The sequence below is a fragment of the Mesorhizobium sp. genome (assembly GCF_004962925.1).
In the GTDB taxonomy this organism is placed as follows: domain Bacteria; phylum Pseudomonadota; class Alphaproteobacteria; order Rhizobiales; family Rhizobiaceae; genus Mesorhizobium.
In genome coordinates this window covers 1-3,738 of the sequence record NZ_SUEO01000349.1, presented here as the reverse complement: position 1 = coordinate 3,738, position 3,738 = coordinate 1, and the positions used below count along the sequence as shown (strand labels likewise).

The following is a 3,738-nucleotide window of genomic DNA, read 5'->3' as shown; positions in this document are numbered from 1 at the left end:
CCCTACTGCCCTACTGCCCTACTGCCCTACTGCCCTACTGCCCTACTGCCCTACTCCTCGCATTTTAGGGGGTTACATCAGGCAAAACTCTTCCCTATAAGGCCCTCCTAGCCTGATACCAGAATCGCGAGCACAACCGGCCGGGTCTTCCCGTCCGGTTTTTCGTGCAAGCCGCCTGCCGAACGGACCCTCGATATGCCAAGACGCACCGACATCAAGTCGATCCTGATCATCGGGGCCGGCCCCATCGTCATCGGTCAGGCCTGCGAGTTCGACTATTCCGGCACCCAGGCCTGCAAGGCGCTGAAGGAAGAGGGGTTTCGCGTCATCCTGGTCAATTCCAACCCGGCCACCATCATGACCGACCCGGAGCTGGCTGACGCCACCTATATCGAGCCGATCACACCGGAAGTGGTGGCCAAGATCATCGCCAAAGAGCGGCCGGATGCGCTGCTGCCGACCATGGGCGGCCAGACCGCGCTAAACACCGCTCTGTCGCTGCGCCGCATGGGTGTGCTCGAACGCTACAATGTCGAGATGATCGGCGCCGACGCCACGGCCATCGACAAGGCCGAGGACCGGGCGCTGTTTCGCGAGGCGATGAAGAAGATCGGCCTGGAAACGCCGAAGTCGATGCTGGCCAACGCCACCGACGTCAAGAACGCCGACCGCAAGACGCACGAGGCCGAGCGCGCCGCGCTGAAGGCCGAGAAGCCCGAGAACCTCGACGCCGCGCTCGATGCGCTGGAAACGCGCTGGAACCTCGGCGAGGGCGACCGCAAGCAGCGCTACATCAGCCACGGCATGGCGATCGCCGCCCAGGCGCTCGACCATGTCGGCCTGCCCGCCATCATCCGCCCGTCCTTCACCATGGGCGGCACCGGCGGCGGCATCGCTTACAACCGCGCCGAATTCTACGAGATCGTCCAGTCCGGCCTCGACGCCTCGCCGACTACCGAAGTGCTGATCGAGGAGAGCGTGCTCGGCTGGAAGGAGTATGAGATGGAGGTTGTCCGCGACAAGGCCGACAACTGCATCATCGTTTGCTCGATCGAGAACATCGACCCGATGGGCGTACACACGGGAGACTCGATCACCGTCGCCCCTGCCCTGACGCTGACCGACAAAGAGTACCAGATGATGCGCAACGCCTCGATCGCGGTGCTGCGCGAGATCGGCGTCGAGACCGGCGGCTCCAACGTGCAGTTCGCCGTCAACCCGGCCGATGGCAGGCTGGTGGTGATCGAGATGAACCCGCGCGTCTCGCGCTCGTCGGCTCTCGCCTCCAAGGCGACCGGTTTTCCCATCGCCAAGATCGCGGCCAAGCTCGCCGTCGGCTACACGCTGGACGAATTGGAGAACGACATCACCGGTGGCGCGACGCCCGCCTCGTTCGAGCCGAGCATCGACTATGTGGTGACCAAAATCCCGCGCTTCGCCTTCGAGAAATTCCCTGGCGCCGAGCCGGTGCTGACCACGGCGATGAAGTCGGTCGGCGAGGTCATGGCGATCGGCCGCACTTTTCAGGAATCGCTGCAGAAGGCTTTGCGTGGGCTGGAAACCGGCCTGACCGGTTTGGACGAGATCGAGATCCCCGGCATCGGCCACGGCAGCGCGCCCGCCAGCCATGCCGACGACCGCAACGCCATTCGCGCCGCCCTCGGCACGCCGACGCCCGACCGGCTGCGCATGGTGGCGCAAGCGATCCGCATGGGCACCTCGCTGGAAGACGTGCACGCGATGTGCAAGATCGACCCGTGGTTCCTCGAGCAGATCGCCGGCATCCTGGCCATGGAAGACCGCATCCGCGAGCACGGCATTCCCGAGGACGCCGCCAATCTGCGCATGTTGAAGGCCATGGGTTTCTCCGACGCCCGTCTCGCGTCCCTGGTCAGGAAGGACGTGGAAGAGATCCAGAAGGTACGCGACAAGCTCGACGTTCATCCGGTTTACAAGCGCATCGACACTTGCGCCGCCGAATTCGCCTCGCCCACCGCCTATATGTACTCGACCTATGAGGTGCCGTTCGCCGGCGCGCTCGCCAACGAGGCGCAGGTCTCATCGCGGAAAAAAGTCGTCATCCTCGGCGGCGGCCCGAACCGCATCGGCCAGGGCATCGAGTTCGACTATTGCTGCTGCCACGCCGCCTTCGCGCTGCGCGACGCCGGCTTCGAGGCGATCATGGTCAACTGCAATCCGGAGACCGTTTCGACCGACTACGACACTTCGGACCGGCTCTATTTCGAGCCGCTGACGCCGGAGGACGTGCTGGAGATCCTGCGCGCCGAACAGGCGTCGGGCGAGCTGGTCGGCGTCATCGTCCAGTTCGGCGGCCAGACGCCGCTGAAACTGGCGGATGCGCTGGAGAAGGCCGGCATTCCGATCCTCGGCACCTCACCCGACATGATCGATCTGGCCGAGGATCGCGACCGCTTTCAGAAGCTCTTGCACAAGCTCGGCCTCAGCCAGCCGAAGAACGGCATCGCCTATTCGGTCGAGCAGGCCCGCCTCGTCGCCGGCGAGCTCGGCTTCCCGCTGGTGGTGCGCCCCTCCTATGTGCTCGGCGGCCGCGCCATGCAGATCATCCATGACGAGAGCATGCTGCAATCCTACCTGCTCGATACCGTACCCGGCTTGGTGCCGGAGGACATCAAGCAGAAATATCCCAACGACAAGACCGGCCAGATCAACACGCTGCTCGGCAAGAACCCGCTTCTGTTCGACACCTACCTCTCGGGCGCCATCGAGGTCGATGTCGATTGCCTGTGCGACGGCAAATCGACCTTCGTCTCTGGCATATTGGAGCACATCGAGGAGGCCGGCATCCATTCGGGCGACTCGGCCTGCTCGCTGCCGGTGCACTCGCTGCCCTCGGAGCTCGTCGACGAGCTGGAGCGCCAGACGGCGGCACTTGCCCGCGCGCTCAATGTCGGCGGGCTGATGAACGTGCAATATGCGATCAAGGACGGCACCGTCTATGTGCTGGAGGTCAACCCGCGCGCGTCGCGCACCGTGCCTTTCGTCGCCAAGACCATCGGCCGGCCCATTGCGAAAATTGCCGCCCGGATAATGGCCGGCGAAAAGCTGGAAGACGCCTTCGCCCATTACGGCGCTATGCCCGATCCCAGAAATCCCGGCCACATCGCGGTCAAGGAAGCTGTGTTCCCCTTCGCCCGCTTCCCCGGCGTCGACATCCTGCTCGGCCCGGAAATGCGCTCGACCGGCGAGGTCATGGGCCTCGACCGCGACTTCGCGCTGGCCTTCGCCAAGAGCCAGTTAGGGGCCGGTGTTGATCTCCCCCGCGCGGGCACGCTGTTCGTCTCGGTGCGCGACGAGGACAAGAAAGGCATATTGCCGGCGGTCAAGCGCCTTGCCGGCCAGGGCTTCAAGGTAATGGCCACCTCAGGCACGGCGCGCTTCCTCGCCGAGAACGGCGTCGCCGCCGAGAAAATCAACAAGGTGCTGGAAGGCCGCCCACACATCGAGGACGCCATCCGCAACCGCCAGGTGCAGATCGTCTTCAACACCACGGACGGCCAGAAGGCGGTGTCGGATTCGAAGTCGCTGCGCCGCGCCACGCTGATGCAGAAAGTGCCGTATTACACGACGCTGTCGGGCGCGGCTGCGGTAGCCGAGGCCATTGCGGCGCTGCGGGCGGGGAGCCTGGAAGTGCGCCCGCTGCAGGAGTATTTTGCCTAGTCGATTGACTCTCTTCTCCCCGTTCAACGGGGAGAAGAG

Annotated in this window: 1 protein-coding gene; it reads left to right on the top strand. The window is 64.5% G+C overall.

All coding sequences use genetic code 11. From position 1 onward, the window contains the following. Positions 1–195 precede the first annotated feature (195 nt). Positions 196–3,699 (top strand): carbamoyl-phosphate synthase large subunit, encoded by a 3,504-nt coding sequence (gene carB / locus E5W87_RS34640; protein ID WP_292408230.1) that lies wholly within the window; start codon positions 196–198, stop codon positions 3,697–3,699. Positions 3,700–3,738: the final 39 nt, after the last annotated feature.

What these genes read in the sequence shown, in the direction of transcription:
- carB (WP_292408230.1), top strand. Translation starts at nt 196, where the DNA reads ATGCCAAGACGCACCGACATCAAGTCGATCCTGATCATCGGGGCCGGC.